The sequence below is a fragment of the Nocardia vinacea NBRC 16497 genome (assembly GCF_000308835.1).
Classification (GTDB): domain Bacteria; phylum Actinomycetota; class Actinomycetes; order Mycobacteriales; family Mycobacteriaceae; genus Nocardia; species Nocardia vinacea.
The window spans coordinates 61,314-77,237 of record NZ_BAGN01000421.1 but is presented as its reverse complement, the minus strand read 5'-3'; the positions used below and the strand labels follow the sequence as shown (position 1 = coordinate 77,237).

The following is a 15,924-nucleotide window of genomic DNA, read 5'->3' as shown; positions in this document are numbered from 1 at the left end:
GACGATCGCTGGCAGCGAGTGTGGTTCCTGTTCATCGGCAACGGCCCCTACCACCCGCACGGCGCCGTACCCGCCTTCCGCGACCGGCTCGACGCCGGACTACTCGACGTCCGCTGGCTGCGCGCCGATCTGCGCTGGTCACGCACCCGCGCATTGGTGGCGCTACTGCTGGCCGCGATCGGCCACAGCAAGGTCTACGGCGAGCGCCGCCTACCCGAACTGTATGTGCAATTGCCCAGGCCGGAGGCGCTGGCAACCGATGGCGAGGTGGTCGGCAAGGCCACCCACCTGCACTTCGCGATGGCCGGCCAGCTCGCTGCCTACCGCCGCGACGAATCGAACCCCCGCTGGGCCGACCGGTTCCGCCCGCACCACCGCCGGGCGCCCTGGCTCCGCGATGCCTTCCGCAGGAACCGATGAATTTTCGGCGGGAGCGACGTCGATATCGGTATGACGACACACACGCTGGAAACCGCCGGAGCCGACATCGTGTACGACGTGCACGGGCCACTGCCCACTGATGGGGGACGCCCACCGTTGGTCATGATCGGGCAGCCCATGGATGCCGGTGGGTTCAGCACGTTGGCCTCGTACTTTCCGGATCGCACGGTGGTCACCTACGATCCGCGCGGGCTCGGCCGCAGCACGCGCAAGGACGGTCGGGTCGACAACACGCCGATGGTCCAGGCCGAGGACGTGCATGCCGTGATCGAGGCGCTCGGCGCGGGCCCGGTCGAGTTGTTCGGGAGCAGCGGCGGCGCGGTCACCGCGCTCGCGCTGGTAGCGGCCTATCCGAACGATGTCAGCACGGTGGTGGCCCATGAGCCGCCGCTGATTCCGGTGCTGCCCGACGCGGCCGCCGCCGAGCGCGCGCGTGCGGGAGTTCGCGACACATACGAGGCCAAGGGCTTCGGGGCGGGCATGGCGACCTTCATCGCGATGACCTCGTGGCAAGGCGAATACACCGACGACTACTTCGCCCAGCCCACCGCAGATCCCGCCATGTTCGGAATGCCGAGTGAGGACGACGGTTCCCGGGACGATCCGCTGCTGTCCGACCGGTCCTGGGCGATCAGCAGCTATCACCCCGATGTCACCGCGCTGTCCGCCGCCCCGACCCGGGTCGTGATCGCCGTCGGCGAGGAGTCCGCGGGGACCTTCACCGCACGCACATCGGCGGCCACTGCCGCGCTGCTCGGCCAGCAGGCAACTGTATTCCCGAGCCATCACGGCGGCTTCCTCGGTGGCGAATACGGATACCCGGGCCGGCCCGAAGCCTTCGCACACACACTGCGCGAGGTCCTGGCCGGGCAATAATGACCGAAGTGTGACGCGCTGCTCGGCGGGGACTTTCCGGATCGGACCGCGGGTTATACGTGGGGCCGATATGAGGAGGTCAGGTGGCACAGGAATACAACCGGAACCCCGCCGCGGTGGACGCGCTGTCGCCCGAGCAGTACCACGTCACCCAGCAGAACGGGACCGAGCGGGCGTTCACGGGCGAGTACTGGGACAATCACGAGCCGGGTATCTATGTGGATGTGGTCTCCGGTGAGCCGTTGTTCGCCTCGGTCGACAAGTTCGACAGCGGTTCGGGATGGCCGAGTTTCACCAAGCCGATCGATAGCGAGAACGTCGTCGAGAAGCGGGATCTCAGTCATCTGATGATCCGCACCGAGGTGCGTTCGACGCACGGTGACAGCCATCTCGGGCATGTGTTCACCGACGGACCGCGCGCGGCGGGCGGCCTGCGGTATTGCATCAACTCGGCGGCCCTGCGGTTCATCCACCTCGATGACCTCGAGGCGGAAGGCTACGGTCGGTACAAGACCCTGTTCACTAAGGAGGACGCGTGAGTGATACGCGAAAGGCGATTCTGGCCGGCGGATGCTTCTGGGGCATGCAGGATTTGATCCGTAAGCAGCCGGGGGTGATTTCGACGCGAGTCGGCTACTCCGGCGGGCAAAACGATCACCCCACCTATCGCAACCATCCGGGCCATGCCGAGGCCGTCGAAATCATCTACGACCCGGCGCAGACCGACTACCGGGCGCTGCTGGAGTTCTTCTTCCAGATCCACGATCCGACGACGAAGGACCGCCAGGGCAACGACATCGGTACCAGCTACCGTTCGGCGATCTTCTATCTCGACGACGAGCAGAAGCGCGTCGCACTGGAAACCATCGTCGATGTCGATGACTCGGGCCTGTGGCCGGGCAAGGCGGTCACCGAGGTGACCGCGGCGAGCGAGTTCTGGGAGGCCGAGCCCGAGCACCAGGACTACCTGCTGCGCTACCCGGACGGCTACACCTGCCACTTCCCGCGCCCGGGCTGGAAGCTGCCGAAGCGGCAGCACACCGCACAGTAGTCCGCTTGTGCCGCAATTTGTTGCGGCACAAGGTATTCGACGCGCCGAGCACCCCTTGACACCAGCGGGTGCCCGGCGAACGATCGGCGAAATGACCGACAGCCATCAGCGTTTCTTCGATCAGCTCGACTGGTTCGATCAGCAGCACTGCGCTCGGCTCGACGATGAGCTGCGGTGGGCACGCGCGCAGTGCCCGGTCGTCCACTCGGATTTCGGCGGCGGGATGCATATCGTCACGCGCTACGCGGATCTGGTCACGGTGGCCGCCCATCCCGAGGTATTCAGCTCGACCATGCCCGGTCTCACCACGGTGCCGGTCGCGCTGCCGCCGATCGACGTCGATCCCCCGCTGCACAGCGATTTTCGCGCGTTTCTGAATGGTCCCTTCTCGCGTGCGGCGCTGGCCCGCTACCGACCCGTGCTCGAACAGCAGGCCGACGAGCTGATCGATGGTTTCGAGGCGGACGGGCAGGTCGAATTCGTCAGCCGGTTCGCGATTCCGTTCACCGCGGGCGCGCTGGCGAAGGTGGTGCTCGACGACGACAACGAGGACCGGCTGCGCCGAGCGGTGGACGCGGTCACCGCGGTATCGGTGCAGAACACCCCCGAAAGTTTCGCGGCGGTCGCGATGCTGGCAGCGGAGTTGATGGCCGAGCGGGCGGCCGAACCCGGCGACGATTTCCTGCAGTCGCTCGTGGACGCGACGGTAGCGGGCGGGCGGGCGCTGACGCAGGAAGAGCGGCTCGGCGTGGTCACGGTGCTGCTGCTCGGCGGTCTGGACACCACCCGTGGCGTACTCGCCTATATCGCACAGTTCCTGACGAAGCACGAGGGCCTGGAAGCGCGTCTGCGCCAACCGGACTGGATCGAGCGCGACCTGGACGAGCTGCTGCGATTCACTTCGACGGTGAGTGTGATGGGCCGACTGGTCGTGCAGGACAACGACTTGCTCGGCGTGCCGCTGGCAAAGGGCGACCGGATCGCGGTGCACTGGCGGTCGGGCAATCGCGACACGACAAGGTACGACGATCCGGACCGGCTGGATTTCGACCGCTCTCGAAATCCACACCTCGCCTTCGGAATCGGCATCCACCGCTGCCTGGGTCGGCATTTCGCACGACTGCAACTGCAGATCGCATTGGACCGAATACTGGCCCGGCTGACCAACTTCCGGCTCGTACCGGACACGACGATTCGTCCGGCGGTCGGCATCAGTGTGGGAGCGCCCGAAGAACTCCACCTGGAATTCGATCGGGTCGCCTGACTAAAAGAATTGCGCGGCGGCGAATCCCGTTAGCAGGACGCAGAATCCACCGATTTCGCCGACTATCAGCGCGACCAGCACCCAGCGCATGGCGGGTGGCGGGTTGTGCATCTGGTTGTCGGTGTCGCGGCGGATGCCGTGGTTGACGTAGTTGGCGATCGTGATGACGAACATCAGGACCAGCACGGCGGCGGCAGTCGCGTTGACCGCGGTGGGCCAGCCGGACAGTTCGACGAAGATCGCGATCATCGCGGTCGCGAACGAATAGAGCAGGGCCGAGCGATGGGCGATATCGACGTACGGGTGCGCCCGTCCGTCGGGTGCGCCGACCATCGCTATCCACTTCCACACTCCGAGGCCGAGGGCCACCAGGAAGAGCAGGCCGGCGGCCAGTAATACCAGTGCAGTCAGCGTGCCGATGGTCATGCCCGGACACCTTTCACCGACGTTGTCATGTCAAGCGTCGAGTATGTCTGGACGAGCGACCATCTGCCACCGGTGGGAACGATTATGTACTGCCGGTGAGAGATTCGAGTTCATTGCGCAACTCCGCGACCTCGGCGGCCAGCTCGTCTCGCAGCTGTTCGCGTTCCCGGAGGCCGGCGCGCAGGTTGTCCACCGTGTCGTTCATCGCCGCAAGCTTCCGGTCGGCGCCGGCCAGCCGCCACTCGACGACCGCGCGACGGTCGATCTCCGCGCTGGCGTACATTACCCAGCCCACAACGTAATCCAGCCACTCCGGCTGTTTGGGCATGCGCTGATCCGCATCCCAGCCGCGCCGCACCGACGGCTTCGACGACAGCACCCGATCGGCGCTCGGTCCCGTCAGCTGCACGAGGTCGAACTTTCCGGCACTCGTGACCACCGCGGTGAGGCGGAAGCGCCCGGCGAGGTGCATCCGCAACTCCGCGGCACCCCGGCCATCGGTATCCATCGCACCGAGCCACGGACCTTCCGCCGCATCGATGATCGATCCGAGCACCCCGAGCTGCCCGGCACTTCGACGCCCCCGCATCACCCGCTCGCGGAGGTCATCGGGCGTTGCGGACATCTGATCCCAGTGCATGGCGCCTCCCTGTCTCGCGTTCTGACTATCGACAGTTTCACCGCTCGGCCCCCGGTGTGAGGGCGCGGCGCGCCAGGGTCAGCCATCGGAGTTGTCCGGCTCGGGCTACGGCGTCGTCGGGCGCGGTGGTCAGCAGCAGGATCACATCGTCGACGGTGATATCCGGATAGAGCGAACCGTCACGGTGGGCGGCGGCGACGAGTTGTTCGACCGCGGCGCGGCCCCTCTGCTGGATTTCCTGCAGCGCCTCCTCGGCGAGTCCGGCGACGGCGAATCTGAGCAGTCGTTCCTGGCGCATATCGAGCACGACGGCCTGCAGCAGCGCGACGATCTCGTCGATCGCCGAACCGGTGCCGTCGGCGACCCGGGCCAGGGCCGCGTCCAGCGATCGGCCGATCACGGCCGCCAAGTCGGCGACGATGGCGTCGATGAGGTCCTTTTTGGTCGGGAAGTGCCGGTAGAGCGTCCCGACCGCAACGCCGGCCGCTGCGGCGATCTCGTCCATGCCGATGCCGGGGCCACGGTCGATCACTAGGTCGCGGGTGGCCATGCGGATTGCTTCTCGATTGCGCAGCGCATCGGCGCGCCGGGTGGGACGTTCGGTCATCGTGCTCCTTGCCCAGAACATGAACTACTGGTTCACTTTAATAGTGAACGCACCGTTCATGTTAGGAGCAACGCTGATGAGCAGATGGACCGACACCGAAATTCCCGACCAAAGCGGACGCATCGCCGTGGTGACCGGGGCAAATACCGGACTCGGCTACGAGACGGCGCGGATGCTGGCCGAACACGGCGCCATCGTCGTACTGGCCTGTCGCAACACCGACAAGGCCAAGGACGCGGCCTATCGGATCCACAGCCTGGTTCCCGACGCCGCTGTCGACGTCGCCGAACTCGATTTGGGTGCGCTGGAGTCGGTCCGTGACGCGAGCACGGTGATCCGCGATCGCTACGACCGCATCGACCTCTTGATCAATAATGCCGGAGTGACCGGCTTGACCGGCGCCACGGCCGATGGCTTCGAAATCCAATGGGGCATAAATCATCTCGGCCACTTCGCGTTGACCGGGCTGCTGCTCGACCGGATCGTCGCAGCACCGGCCGGACGTATCGTCACGGTCAGCAGCATCGGCCATCGGTTCGGCCGCATCGACGCCGACGACCCGGCGGCGCGGACCGGAAGTGCCTACGCCAAATCGAAACTCGCCAACCTGCTGTTCACCTATGAACTCGACCGCCGCCTCAACGACACCTCGGCCATCGCCGCAGCCGCGCATCCCGGTGGCGCGAGTACTGAGATCTTCCGCTACTCCCCCGCGGGCTTTCGATTGCCGAATCTCGCCATCGCCCGCCTGTTCGGCCGCACACCCGCCATGGGCGCGCTGCCCACCCTCCGCGCCGCCACCGACCCGGACGTCCAGGGTGGCGAATACTACGGCCCCTCAGGGTTATTCGAGATCCAGGGCCATCCTGTACGGGTCGAATCCAGCGCACGGTCGCACGATGTCCGGTTGCAGGAGCGGCTATGGGAAGTGTCCGAGAAACTGACCGGTGTTCACGTCCGATGAGGAACGGGACCGGTGCGTAATCCGGTCCCGTCACCACCCGATCAACCCAGCTGATAGCCCTCCCGCGCGAGCGAGAACCAGTGGCCGGTACGGGTATTCGCGCACTTCATGCCGGACGTCTGGCTCTCGCAGACCACTTCGCCGGACCGGAACGACTGACCGTAGCCGAGAATCGGCAGACTACTGTCCCGGATGGTGTCACCGTGGCAGGTGAACCGCGCCGGATCCCCCTGGAACAGCACGATGCGGTCGCCGTACGCCTGATAGCAGTTGTTCGGCTTGGCCGGCGCCGCATACGAATGGTCGCCGATCTCGCAGACCGCCCCCTTGTCGGCAACCACGCAGGTCATATTTCCGCTCGGCGATCGAAACCCGTTCGACAGATCCGGCTGCTGCGCACCCGCCACCCCGAAGGCCAGCACCGACCCGGACACCGCCGCCAATGCCGCAATACCCACCCGGTTCATCATCCGAACTCCCCCAATTCAGGATCCGATGCGGCAGGCCACGCCCGCCGATCGACACCGGACCACACAGAGAAGTTCGCGGATCGGCCGAGAAACGTATCGGTGGGCGGGCCCCCAGTTCTCTGGGTGGACCCTCGAGTGACCATGCACGCGACACCGATCCTCACGAAATCGACGCTCGCCCCGAGATGTGGATACCGCGAACCGGTGGTTACCTCACCGCTCCGATGGAGAATCCTCCGGAGACGGAGCCTCGCTGGTGCGGGTCAGGATAGTGCGCAGGACCAACTCCGGGTCATCGATCATCGGGACGTGCCCGACACCGGGCAGAACCTCGAACGTGACACCCGGCAGACGCTGCTGGGCGATCGCGCCATTGACCGCCACCGGAAAGATGCGGTCGGCCTGCGACCAGGCCACGGTGATCGGACAAGGTAGCCGCTCGAAATCCGCGATCGCATCTCGGGTGTTCAGCAGATCATCGGTGACCGTACAGCCGAGCAGATCGGCGACGATGCCCGCGGCCGCCGATGATTCGAGGCGATCGCCGTGTTCGGCGATGACCCGCAACGCCGAGCGTCGCACCAGCGATGACCGCAGCGTCAGCGGTGCGAGTGACCGGGTCAGGCGCGCGAAGGTGACGTTGCGCGCGATGGTCGCGGACGAATCGGCATGCCCGGTACCCCCCGCATCCCAGAATCCGGCGGGTGAGAACGCACAGACGGTACGTGCACGACCCCGCCGCGCCAACTCGATGGCGGTCCACCCGCCGAGCGAATTGCCGACCAGATGTGCTGTCGCCCAACCGTTTTCATCAAGCAGCCGTTCGACCTCGTCGACAAAGTCGGCAATCCGCGCGGGCCGCCGCGACACCGCCGCGCCACCCCGATGCCCCAGCGCGGTCGGCGCGAGTACCTGGTACCGGGCAGACAGCTTCGGGACCAACGGATCCCACACCCGCGCCGACATTGCCACACCGTGCAACAGCACCAGCGGGTCACCGCTCATCGGACACGTCCCGCATTGACGTTCATGGCCTGTCTCCTCGTCGATGTCGCCTCGTACATGTCTACATCAACGGGCCTGCGTGCAGCGAACGGCCGCGCGGAATCGTGGGTTACATACGGTAGCTCCTGGCCTGCGAACGGACACCCGGCGATCGCGACGAGCTATTGTTCCTTCCCTTGGGGCACTCCGTGTTTCATGCTTGTCGTAGTTCGTGGGAGGGACGCGTGGGCGTGTTGGGACCTGCAATATCCGCACTGGCCGTGCTGTTGGGAGTCGTGCTCGGCGGGTGGCTGACGATCCGGAATCAAGAACGACAATGGCACCGTGATCACCAGCGCGAGTGGCGAGATATCAGGCTGTCGACCTACAACGAGTTCGCATCGGCTTACCGGCAGTATGTCGCCTTCGCACTCGAGCCGACCGCACTTATCTCGGCCGTTCCGCATCCTCAGGCACCCGATGAGCTAATGCCGTTTTTCGACGAATCCGGGCGACCGTACAAGGAGAGACTCGAGTCCACGTGGGTCGCCTTGCGGATCGTGTGCAGGTCGGAACAGACAGTTGCGACCGGACTGCAAATACTCACAGCCGCACGTCAAGTCGCGGCAGCACGCGCAAACCACGGTGCGAGCGAAATTCCACCGAAGCTGTTCCAGCAGTTGTGGACCGCGCAGGACGAGTTCATCGCCGCCACTCGCGTCGAACTTGGGGTCGAGGGCATGCGCCCGTTCAACGAGCTCGAGTGACGATCCGCAGGCGCTGCGACCATCCGATCATTCGCGGTCGGTGTGGGTGACGCGGACGGGGACGTCGTCGGCCCAGGGTTGGCGGGTCACCATGTCGGCGACATTTACTGTGCCGCGTTCGAATTCGCCGGTGGCGGCGTCGACCAGGCGATAGGACTGGGTTTGTTTGTGGATGGGTTGGGCGTCCAGGAGGACTACGCGGACTTCGCCGGGTTCGAAATGGCAGCGCTCTTGCATGGCGGTGATGAGTTGTTCGTTGTGCATGTGGCCGTCGCCGAAATTCCAGCCGAGGGCGGTGCTGCAGATGCGTTCGCCGTCGGTGAGCGTGTATTCGTCCTCGTGGCCGGATGGCATGGCTCGGTGCACGAGGGTGAACAGGGCGCGGCCGTGGGTGTTCATGGCGCGGAAGGCATATCCCATGTACATCGGGATCTGGGCGCGGTCTTTGCCGTAAAACCGTTCCAGTTGCGCCTGCGGCATGCTGGCGATCGCGACGATGCCGCGCCCGATCTTTTCGGCGGCGGAGGGTTTGATGCACCACATCGTGGTGTCCCAGTTACCGGCGTAGTAGCGCATGCCCGGTAGGAACGAAATCTGGTGCGGGAAAAGGTTTCCAGCGATCACGATGCCCGCGATGACCAGGAACAGCAGCACCACCGGCACCGGGTGGTGCAGATCGGCGAGGCCGAGATCGGCGTGCGCGACGAACAATACGAGCACACCGAAGATCATGAAGACGTTCCATTCCAGCGGGACACCCATCGGAATGGCGGTCAGGATGGCCAGATGGAAACACACCATCACGAATGCGGCGACCGCCGTCAGCCAGCCACCGTGAGAGAAGAACAGCACCAGCGGAATGCACATCTCGACGGCCGTACCGCCGTGAGCGAAGATGCGGGACAAGCGACCCGGCCGCAGGTCGTCGGGAAAGTCCTCGAAGAACTTGCGCTTGAGCGACTTTCGCCGGAACACGGGACTGTTGGACATCATCGTGGAAACCACGAACGGAAAGTGCTTGTTCAGCTTCGATGTCGCCGCACCCATCCAGATCACGACAAAGACCAGCTTCGCGGCGACGATCATATCGGCGGCGAAAACGAAGGTGACGGCGAGCGTCGCATAGACCTCGCCGCGCGCCGCCAGGAATATCACCTTGTCGCGCAACCCGATCAACGCGAGCAGACCGAGGATCACCGCGATCTGCCACACGGGAAGCAGTCCGACCGTCGTATCCAACTCCGGCACCGCTCCGGTTCCGTCGGATAGCAAGGCGACCACGGTCATCACCAATAACGCCGCGTACAGCGCGATATCCACCAGCGAACGGCTGTTCCCCTTGGTCAGCGGTACGACACCCGGCCATGGCGGCAGCCGAATGGTCCTGGGCCGCAACCAATACAGAATCGACCCCATCGGCGGAAAGAACCTGTTGTTCAACGGACCGAACCCGCACCCGAGACCGACCACCTCGAACAGCAGCGTGTACAGCACAACCTTTTCGAAGACGATCGGCTCCGACCACCACGCATCGACATTCGCGAATCCATCGATCCCCTTGGTGGACAACGCGATCAGCCAGCCACCGAGAACATAAAGACAGACCTTGCCGGCATAGAACAAATGCAGCGCGACCGGCGTCCCGAATCCCACCTCGGCCCAGTGCCGCGCCATCGGCCGGATCCGCTCACTGCGAGTGCCCTTGCTCCACTCCGCCATATCGACCACAGGCAGGTCGGGTTCGAGAAACCCCATCAAGCACTCTCCGATTCGCCGACACCGGAGCACCAAGCCGAATCACGTACTCCGATGTGCTCCGATACGTTGACAGCTCGACCATTTGCTGTCAATAACGCGTCCCGACAAACGAGATCATGGCGTGGACGGTTGGCGGGTAGCAGCTTTGACGGCCGAGGCTATCGCCGTTAGTTTCGTGTTCGTGTCTGGTACCCCGCGCTTTCCTGGACTGAAGTCGGCCGATGCGGATTGGTTGGTGCAAACCGCGTTGGCGGTCGGTGCTGAACGAGAGTTCCCGCCGCTGGCAGTGGCAGTTGTCGACCTTGCGGGTGAGGTGATCGCCCTGCGACGCGGCGACGGCGGTATGCCCATGACCAGCCGAATCGCGGTGGCAAAGGCGCGCACCGCACTGCTTGCACTGCGCCCCTCCGGCCAGATCGAACTGCCCGGCGGGATCGTCGACAGCATCCAACACCTCTACGGCGGCGACTTCGTCCCGTGGGCAGGCGGTGTTCTGATCACCGACGGTGATTTGATCCTCGGCGCCGCCGGCGCATCCGGAGCGCACGCTCTCGAAGACGAAGCAGCCGTGCAAACGGCGGTGCAGCGGTGGCAGGACAACCGTTCCACTGGATAGCCGGAAGGTATTAGCCAATCCACTCGGTCAGCAGCTGATTGCTTCAGATTCCCAGGGTTGCCAGCATCCAGTCCTCGGCCGCTTTCAGATCGTTGCCCGGAATGGCTCGAGTGGCGTAATGCGGCTTGCTGACCCAGCGGCGCGAGCCAGGGCCGGTCATCGGTCGCACCACCCAGCGACCGAACTCGCGACGCACGCCCTGGTACCCGCCACCGGTGTCCTGCGGATGCAGCCTCCGCCGATGCGGCAGTGCCAGCGCCACCGCATGTACCACGCCGGTCAGCCGATCGCGCATGCTCACCGGGCCGATGTAGTCGGCGTAGCGTCGTCCAATCGGCAATCCCATGTCATCCCCTTCTATCCGCATTCGGCGGCTGTGACGACCCGTGTCTCGGACGGGGTTTCGATCGGGCCGTATTGCCTGCCCTGGATGGTGCCGCTCACCGACGAGAAGATCCGCCAGTATCCAGCCGAGCATGGCGCGCCTGCCGTGTAGGTCTGGCGTGCCCACGGGACAAGGCTCGTTCGAATGTGCTCACCCACAGAATCCCAACCACCCGCTGCGTTCCGGCGCTGCAAACTCAGATAGTAGTCATGTGTGAGACCCGGGTCGCCATCGGAAGGCATGTCGCATTTCGCCCAGCCATAGCCTTCGATCCTCGGCGGTAGAACCGTTGGGGTGGACCAGGGACCGAATCCATTGTCGCAGATGGACCGCCTGACCTCAGTGACCAATGGTCCGCCGGGACCGGCACTCGCGACATTGACGCCAGCGCCGGAAATCAGTACAGCGCAGAGCACACTGGCGACGATGTTCAGTCGAAAGATGTTGTGCCGCAAGTAGTATCCTCCCCTATCTCACTGACTTCTCTATCTCTGACGCTGGTCGGCTGAATCGTGATTACGTCGACTTTGTCGAGTTCAGCATCCGAGTCCGATACCCAGCCGTCGACAACTCGGGTCAGCGAACCGTCTGCGCCCTCGTAGATCGGTGCGCTATCAATCGGAGCAACATCGAGTTTGTCCTGGGTGTCTGCATTGAAGGTGGAGAGAAGCGCCCGTACAGATGGCGCGATTTCTTGCGGGCGATTCGGAACTAGATCGGAAAACATCGCTACGCCTCCAACGGATTTGGGAGGTCCGGTGCACGAAGCAGCGCGACCCAGTAGTCATCGCGAAGCGCGTCCCAAAGGTCTTCATGCTGAGGAAGCGTCTCTCGGGCGTCGGCCAGATCCTGGTCCGCGTCGAACATGATCGTTCCCGGTTGTGCTCCGTAGAACGGTGTCTTCGACGGCAACCGGTAGGCGGTGAAATGCTCCGCCGGAAAATGCACGCGGAGGATAAGCGGCACACGCCCTGCCAACTGCCATACCGCCACCTTGCGGCCGTCCTTGGTTTGCGTGGTCCGCAACTCATCTCGACGCATCATGCCTCCCCATTGGTGCGCCCGATGTTGGGGGAACTAGACACCCCGGTACCGGGACGATTTTTCGGAGTCGGTCGAACAGCCCACCGGTTGACCGCATCGACAAAGAGCGCGATCACTTCGGCGGGTGGCGGTTGCCACTCCTGGGCCTCGGGCCGATGTGGTCCGACGAACGGGTTTCGACGCGGTAGGTCTGTTGCAGTCACGGTCTGGTCCCCCTAGTCGCTGCGGTTGGTTATGGCACCCGTTGGCGGGGACACGACGGGCCAGTCGGTTCAACTCGGCACCGAGTACCGCCTACAACCATGTCGGGCTGCCCATGGGCGATGCAGTGGCAACGGCCGTGGCATCGCGTACCGGGTGTCAGCTCTCCCGTAGTAGCGATAGGCGGGTAGTGGCATCGTGGGTGGCATTCGTGCCACGGGAGGCAGTACAGCTTTCCTCCTGGCGCGGAGGCGGGAATGATCGAGGTATGAGCAGCGGGACCGGCGACCTGATCCGCCAACTTCGCTTGGCTAAGGGCTGGTCTCAGGGGCGACTGGCCGATGAGCTGTGCAAGGTATCCGGTGCCAACATCAGCCGCGAGTACATATCCCGGCGTTGGGAGTCCAACACCATGGAGCCCTCGGCGTTTTGGTTGCGTCATCTTGCGGCAGTGCTGGATTGTCCGCCTGAGTTGTTGGAGGCGAACGTGAACCGTCGCGAATTCCTCAGTCACCTAGCCGCGACTTCGGTAGCGCCCGTAGTGGCGTCCGACCTCTTGGCGCAAGGGTTCTCGGCTCGGTTGAATCCGGCGCGGCCGGGCATCGAAGCGTGGGAAGACCGACTTGTGACGTACGGCCACGATTACATGAGCGCGGGGGCCGCCGAGATCCAACGTCGGCTGGCAGCGGACATGATCGTGCTGCAACAGCAATTGGACTCGCCGTCGATGTGGTCCGTCGCTGCACGCTTGATGACGTTGTATGCCAAGACATTTCCCGGAAGCGACGGCCGAAAGGCAATTAACTGGTATTCGATGGCCGCTGAAGCGGCAGACCGCTCGGACGACACCAATATTCGCGTGTGGGTCCGTGGTCGCGCGGCAATCGCGCTGGGCTACGAAGGTGCCGCGCTGCCGGTCGCTCGCCGGTTCGCCGATCAAGCGCTTGCGATCAGTGACCGGCCGAGCTTGGGTCGGCTCAACGCCCTGTGGGGTAAGGCGCACGCTGTCGCGATTCAGGGCGACAAGGAAACGGCTCGCGGACTGATCGACACCGGCCGAAGAGAATTCGACCGGTCCGGGTCGGATGATCAGGCCAGCGACTACGCGGTCCCCTGGTGGCGCGTGAACGTCTTCCTGTCACTGCTGGCCGCCCGAATGGGTGACGAACGGACAGCGGTGGCGGCCCAGGACGCAGCGAGAGCTGATCTCCCGGATTCGTTGCCACGTTTCCGCACGCACCTGGACATGCATCAGGGGTTGATGCTCGTTCGCGATGGTGATCGTGTCGAGGGTGTGAAGCTGGCGCGAGCGGCGCTGAATGCCCTACCGCCGGAAAAGCATTCGCTCACGCTCAGGATGTTGATGAACGAGATCGCAGGGCCTGCGGAGGCCCGCACCTGACAAGACACTGCCCGTGAGCCGATTCGGAACGCACTGCAAATGGGTTCCCGCCTCAGTCTCAGCCGATCCATTCGGTAAGCAGCTGATCGCTTCTGCCGGTGCGGATTTCGGATTCGAGCCAGGTGTTGACGACGGTGTTGAAGAGGGTGTCGCCCTTGGGCAGGAGGTAGGCCTTGGGCGCGGAGTCGAAGGGCGTGTCGGGGTGTAGGACCTGGAGGGTGGGGTGGGTGCGTTGGCGGTAGCGCCCCTCGACCGAGTCGGTGACGAAGACATCGGCGCTGTGCTGTTCGAGCTGGTCGTAGATGGTGAGGTTATCGGGCCAGATGGTGAGTTGGGCTTCGGGAAAGTTGGTGCGGGCGAAGGCTTCGTTGGTGCCGCCGCGGTTGACGATCACGCGGACCTCGGGGCGGTTGATCTGGTCGACGGTGGCGTAGTCGGCGGCGTCGGTGCGCCGGACGACGGGGGTCTTGCCGTCGATGGAGGTGGGGATGGAGAAATCGGCGACGACACGGCGGGCGGGGGTGTCGGAGATGCCGCCGACGGCGATATCGCAGCGTGCGAGGAAGTCGTCGGTCAGAGTGGACCAGGTGGTCGGAATCCATTGCGGGACAACGTGCAAGGTCGCGGCGAGGTCGTTGGCGAGGGTGATATCGACACCGCGGTAGGTGCCGTCGTCTTCGTGCAGGGTGTAGGGCGGGTAGTCGCCGGTAGTGCAGACGCGCAGCACGCCGGACTGCTGCACGGTGATCAGGTGCGACGCCTCCTGAGCGGTCGCGACCGGCCCGGTGGCGAGCAGCCAGCTCAGGGTCGACAGGACGGCCAGCGGCAGATATCGGAACGGTCGGCGCATCGGGACAGGCTAACCGACCTGATAGTCGGCTGAGAACCCGACGAATGGGACACTTTCCAGGCGGTGCCGACCGTTGATACTGATACTGGCCACCACGAAGGAGTGCGACATGACCCTTATCGGCACCTTGCTCGGGTTAGCACTGACGGCATTCATCCTGCTGCTACTCGCCCGGTTGGTATTCGATTGGGTAGGCGTGCTCGCCGACGGCAGGCACCCCCAGTGGGTGAACCGCGCCCGCGACCTGAGCCATTCCGCGACCGAACCGGTGATCGCCCCGGTGCGCCGGTACCTGCAGCCGGTCCGGTTGGGCGGACTCTCCATCGACCTGGCGTTCACCGTGGTCTTCATCGTCGCCCTGGTACTGCGTCAGATCTTCTTCAGCCTGTAAGCGATGGAACCCATCGCCTACGGCCCGCACCGCGACCAGGTGGCCGACCTGTACCTGCCCGACGCGGACGGTGCGGCACCGCTCGTGGTGGTGCTGCACGGCGGATTCTGGCGCGCGGAGTTCAACCGCGAGCATGCCCGGCCGGAGGCACAGGCTCTGGCCGCACTGGGCTATGCGGTTGCGAACCTCGAGTATCGCCGGGTCGGTGACGGCGGCGGTTGGCCGACAACCTTCGACGATGTCGCGCGGGCACTCGATGTTCTGCCCGGTTTGATCGAGGATGCACGGCCGGGCCGCATCGATCAGGACCGCATCCTCTATATCGGACATTCCGCAGGCGGGCATCTGGCGTTGTGGGCGGCACTACGGCATCGGCTGCCGAGCGAAAGTGCTTGGCGCACTGCGGTTGCGCCGCAAGTGGCCGGAGTCGTGTCCTTGGCACCGGCGGCGAATCTGGTCGATGCCTATCATCGTCGCAACGGCCAGGGCGCGGTCGCCGAATTGCTCGGCGGCGGGCCGCAAGACTTTCCCGAGCGCTATGCCGCCACCGACCCCTCGTTGCTCGGCACCGCCGACGTCCCGACCGTTGTCGTACACGGCGATCGGGACCGACGCCTGCCGATCGAAATGGCACGCGAGTACTGCGCGAAATCCGGCGCCGAACTCGTCGAACTGCCGAGCATCGGACATTTCGAACTCATCGATCCCGATTCCACCGCATGGCCTTTCGTCGTCCAGGCGCTGCATCGTTGCCTCGACAGACCCGGTGCGCGCCGTTGAGCGTGCC

The 15,924-nt window shown here is 64.7% G+C and carries 21 protein-coding genes; 11 read left to right on the top strand and 10 right to left on the bottom strand.

Translation table 11 applies throughout. The annotated features are described in order from the left end of the window. From ON44_RS43085 to ON44_RS43065, 5 genes are all read left to right on the top strand, one after another. The coding region (locus ON44_RS43085) for a diacylglycerol/lipid kinase family protein (protein ID WP_373283302.1) at positions 1–420 on the top strand (420 nt) is incomplete at its 5' end. A gap of 30 nt (positions 421–450) precedes the next feature. Next, on the top strand, positions 451–1,317 hold the full coding sequence (locus tag ON44_RS43080; protein WP_040700908.1) for an alpha/beta fold hydrolase: 867 nt from the start codon (positions 451–453) through the stop codon (positions 1,315–1,317). An 83-nt stretch (positions 1,318–1,400) separates the two neighbouring features. Beyond that, positions 1,401–1,856: a peptide-methionine (R)-S-oxide reductase MsrB gene (gene msrB, locus ON44_RS43075; protein WP_040700907.1), complete on the top strand. Its 456-nt coding sequence runs from the start codon at positions 1,401–1,403 to the stop codon at positions 1,854–1,856. Then, positions 1,853–2,368: a peptide-methionine (S)-S-oxide reductase MsrA gene (gene msrA, locus ON44_RS43070; protein WP_040700906.1), complete on the top strand. Its 516-nt coding sequence runs from the start codon at positions 1,853–1,855 to the stop codon at positions 2,366–2,368. Before msrB ends, msrA begins: the two co-directional genes overlap by 4 nt. A gap of 91 nt (positions 2,369–2,459) precedes the next feature. Further along, positions 2,460–3,632: a cytochrome P450 gene (locus tag ON44_RS43065; protein ID WP_040700905.1), complete on the top strand. Its 1,173-nt coding sequence runs from the start codon at positions 2,460–2,462 to the stop codon at positions 3,630–3,632. Here ON44_RS43065 and ON44_RS43060 read toward each other — a convergent pair whose 3' ends face one another. The 3 genes from ON44_RS43060 to ON44_RS43050 form a co-directional block, all read right to left on the bottom strand. Further along, positions 3,633–4,058, bottom strand: coding sequence for a hypothetical protein (locus ON44_RS43060; protein WP_040700904.1), 426 nt, complete (start codon positions 4,056–4,058; stop codon positions 3,633–3,635). 82 nt (positions 4,059–4,140) lie between these two features. After that, positions 4,141–4,698: a hypothetical protein gene (locus ON44_RS43055; protein ID WP_040700903.1), complete on the bottom strand. Its 558-nt coding sequence runs from the start codon at positions 4,696–4,698 to the stop codon at positions 4,141–4,143. A gap of 37 nt (positions 4,699–4,735) precedes the next feature. Continuing rightward, positions 4,736–5,305, bottom strand: a complete 570-nt coding sequence (locus ON44_RS43050; protein WP_040700902.1) for a TetR/AcrR family transcriptional regulator — start codon at positions 5,303–5,305, stop codon at positions 4,736–4,738. 76 nt (positions 5,306–5,381) lie between these two features. Between ON44_RS43050 and ON44_RS43045 the strand changes: the two genes are divergently transcribed. Continuing rightward, positions 5,382–6,269, top strand: a complete 888-nt coding sequence (locus ON44_RS43045) for an oxidoreductase (protein ID WP_040700901.1) — start codon at positions 5,382–5,384, stop codon at positions 6,267–6,269. A 41-nt stretch (positions 6,270–6,310) separates the two neighbouring features. Here ON44_RS43045 and ON44_RS43040 read toward each other — a convergent pair whose 3' ends face one another. After that, positions 6,311–6,739, bottom strand: coding sequence for a DUF6636 domain-containing protein (locus ON44_RS43040; protein WP_051183311.1), 429 nt, complete (start codon positions 6,737–6,739; stop codon positions 6,311–6,313). Positions 6,740–6,952: 213 nt separating this feature from the next. Then, positions 6,953–7,744, bottom strand: a complete 792-nt coding sequence (locus ON44_RS43035) for an alpha/beta fold hydrolase (RefSeq protein WP_051183310.1) — start codon at positions 7,742–7,744, stop codon at positions 6,953–6,955. A gap of 230 nt (positions 7,745–7,974) precedes the next feature. On the opposite strand from ON44_RS43035, the gene ON44_RS43030 reads away from it, so the two are divergent. Next, positions 7,975–8,490, top strand: a complete 516-nt coding sequence (locus ON44_RS43030; protein WP_157187616.1) for a hypothetical protein — start codon at positions 7,975–7,977, stop codon at positions 8,488–8,490. 27 nt (positions 8,491–8,517) lie between these two features. Here the strand turns inward: ON44_RS43030 and ON44_RS43025 are convergent, their stop codons facing one another. Further along, entirely contained in the window at positions 8,518–10,245 is a 1,728-nt protein-coding gene (locus tag ON44_RS43025) for a DUF3556 domain-containing protein (protein ID WP_040700899.1), read from the bottom strand. Positions 10,246–10,429: 184 nt separating this feature from the next. Here ON44_RS43025 and ON44_RS43020 point away from each other — a divergent pair, with 184 nt between their 5' ends. Further along, positions 10,430–10,864 carry a GlcG/HbpS family heme-binding protein gene (locus ON44_RS43020; protein ID WP_083898530.1) on the top strand — a complete coding sequence of 145 codons (435 nt, stop codon included), beginning with the start codon at positions 10,430–10,432 and terminating at the stop codon, positions 10,862–10,864. A gap of 43 nt (positions 10,865–10,907) precedes the next feature. Here the strand turns inward: ON44_RS43020 and ON44_RS43015 are convergent, their stop codons facing one another. The 3 genes from ON44_RS43015 to ON44_RS43000 form a co-directional block, all read right to left on the bottom strand. After that, positions 10,908–11,210, bottom strand: coding sequence for a hypothetical protein (locus ON44_RS43015; RefSeq protein WP_040700898.1), 303 nt, complete (start codon positions 11,208–11,210; stop codon positions 10,908–10,910). 469 nt (positions 11,211–11,679) lie between these two features. Continuing rightward, positions 11,680–11,976: a hypothetical protein gene (locus ON44_RS43005; RefSeq protein WP_040700896.1), complete on the bottom strand. Its 297-nt coding sequence runs from the start codon at positions 11,974–11,976 to the stop codon at positions 11,680–11,682. A 2-nt stretch (positions 11,977–11,978) separates the two neighbouring features. After that, entirely contained in the window at positions 11,979–12,293 is a 315-nt protein-coding gene (locus tag ON44_RS43000) for a hypothetical protein (protein WP_040700895.1), read from the bottom strand. A 469-nt stretch (positions 12,294–12,762) separates the two neighbouring features. On the opposite strand from ON44_RS43000, the gene ON44_RS42995 reads away from it, so the two are divergent. Then, complete coding sequence (locus tag ON44_RS42995; protein ID WP_040700894.1) at positions 12,763–13,896, top strand: helix-turn-helix domain-containing protein; 1,134 nt, start codon at positions 12,763–12,765, stop codon at positions 13,894–13,896. 58 nt (positions 13,897–13,954) lie between these two features. Here ON44_RS42995 and ON44_RS42990 read toward each other — a convergent pair whose 3' ends face one another. After that, on the bottom strand, positions 13,955–14,746 hold the full coding sequence (locus ON44_RS42990; RefSeq protein ID WP_051183309.1) for a transporter substrate-binding domain-containing protein: 792 nt from the start codon (positions 14,744–14,746) through the stop codon (positions 13,955–13,957). A 109-nt stretch (positions 14,747–14,855) separates the two neighbouring features. On the opposite strand from ON44_RS42990, the gene ON44_RS42985 reads away from it, so the two are divergent. After that, a complete protein-coding gene (locus ON44_RS42985; protein WP_040700893.1) occupies positions 14,856–15,137 on the top strand; it encodes a YggT family protein in 282 nt (93 codons plus the stop codon). Between the two features lie 3 nt (positions 15,138–15,140). Continuing rightward, entirely contained in the window at positions 15,141–15,917 is a 777-nt protein-coding gene (locus tag ON44_RS42980; protein ID WP_051183308.1) for an alpha/beta hydrolase family protein, read from the top strand. Positions 15,918–15,924 lie beyond the last annotated feature (7 nt).